A 1,808-nucleotide genomic window follows, 5' to 3' on the forward strand; every position below is an offset into this window, starting at 1 on the left:
GTCTACAACGGCGTTATCGAGGACATCCGCCAAGCCATTGACGAGACAGACGAACTCGACCAGGTCACGCAGGATCTCTTGATCGGTCAGGCCGGGCCCCTGGAGAAGTTCCAATGGTTCGTCCGCGCCCACCTCGAAAGCGCCGGCGGCAAGCTGAGCCACGGGGACAAGAAGACGGAAAAGGCCGCGGCCAGCACAGCGCGGCGCAAGTCCTAAGGCGCTTACTCAGGCGCGGTTTGGCGCTTACGTTCGGCCTCGGCGGTCTCCCGATTCAACCGCTGCGCCTCGTAAATCGTGACGTTGGTGCGCGACATCAGCAACGACGCGATACCGACCGCGATGATCGCGCCGGGCACCACCGAGAACGAGCCGGTCATCTCCGCGACCATGATCATGATGGCCAGCGGTGCGCGGGCGACGCTGCCGAAACACGCCATCATGCCGACCACGACGAAGATGCCCGGCCCGTCGGGGATGCCGGGCAATCCGGATAACTCGCCCAGCCGCCAGACGGCGGCGCCCGCGAAGGCGCCGATCACGATCCCTGGGCCGAACAGCCCGCCCGAGCCCCCGGTGCCGATCGACAGCGATGTCGCGACAATCTTGGCCAGCGGCAGGACTAGGACGATCCACAGCGGGATTCCCATCAGCGATCCGCGGTCGGCCGCCAGCTGGGCCCAGCCGTAGCCGCTGCTGAGGATCTCGGGTATCAGCAGACCCAACAGCCCGACCAGCAGCCCGCCCACCGCAGGCCTGAGCACCGGCCCGCCGGGAAGTCGGCGGGTGAGCCGTACCGAGGCGTGAAAGATCCGGGCGTACAGGTAGCCGATCGCCGCGGCGACCAAACCGATCACCACGAACCACAGCAGCGGCCACGCTTTTTCGAAGCGATATTCGGCGTCGATGTAGCCGAACAGCGGGTCGAAGCCCAAGAACGCTCCGAGCACCGCATACGCGGTCCCCGCGGTGATGAACCCGGGGAGCAGGAAGCGATACTCAAAATCGTCGCGGTAGGGGATCGATGCGGCCAGCACCGCCCCACCCAGGGGCGCGGCGAAGATCGCGCCGATGCCCGCGCCGATACCCAGCGCCACCGCCATCCGGCCGTCCTCGTCGGACAGGTTCAGTCGTCGGGTAAGCAACGAGGCGAAGCCGGCCGAGATTTGCGCCGTCGGGCCTTCGCGGCCTCCGGAACCGCCCGAACCTATGGTCAGCGCGCTGGCGACGATCTTCACCAGCACCGCGCGGAAGCGAATGGCACGGGGGTCGGTATGCACCGCCTCGATGGCTTCGTCGGTGCCGTGCCCGGTGGCCTCCGGCGCGAGCTTGGCCACCAGCAACGCCGACAGCAGCGCCCCGGCCGTCGTCACCAACGGAATTGCCCACGGACGTGTGAAGCCGGGCGACCCGTGGCTGCCGCCCTCGCCCACTGGTGTCGGTATGCGGTAGTCAGCCAGATAGCCCAGCAGGAAGTCGCCCGCGTATTTCAGGGCCAGGTAGAACACGACCGCGCCCAGGCCGGCAATGACACCAATCGTGACGCCCAGGAGCAGCCACTTACGCAGGTAGCCCGACTCCCTGATCGATGCCCCGAATCGCCCGCCCGCGCCGGCGGTCGTGGCGATCGCGGGCTGGGGCTCGTCCTCCGTGGGCTCTGTCACCGTACGAGTCTGACCCGCGACCCGCTCGCCTTCCACCGCGGGAATAAGTGGACTCTGGTCCGGTTATACCGGTAGTCCTAGACGAAGGAGGTCGATATGCCTGCCATCACCGCAGACACGTTGACATTGCCCCGGGTGAGCGCGGCC

1 protein-coding gene and 1 pseudogene are annotated in these 1,808 nt (G+C 67.3%); one reads left to right on the forward strand and one right to left on the reverse strand.

The genetic code is table 11. The features are described from left to right. Positions 1-216: pseudogene (locus ACZY0B_RS27340) on the forward strand (DNA starvation/stationary phase protection protein); the annotation flags it as partial. Between the two features lie 5 nt (positions 217-221). Here ACZY0B_RS27340 and ACZY0B_RS27345 read toward each other — a convergent pair. Continuing rightward, positions 222-1,661 (reverse strand): chloride channel protein, encoded by a 1,440-nt coding sequence (locus ACZY0B_RS27345; RefSeq protein ID WP_463767354.1) that lies wholly within the window; start codon positions 1,659-1,661, stop codon positions 222-224. Between the last annotated feature and the right edge of the window lie 147 nt (positions 1,662-1,808).

Source organism: Mycobacterium sp. IDUB_19, from assembly GCF_055419445.1.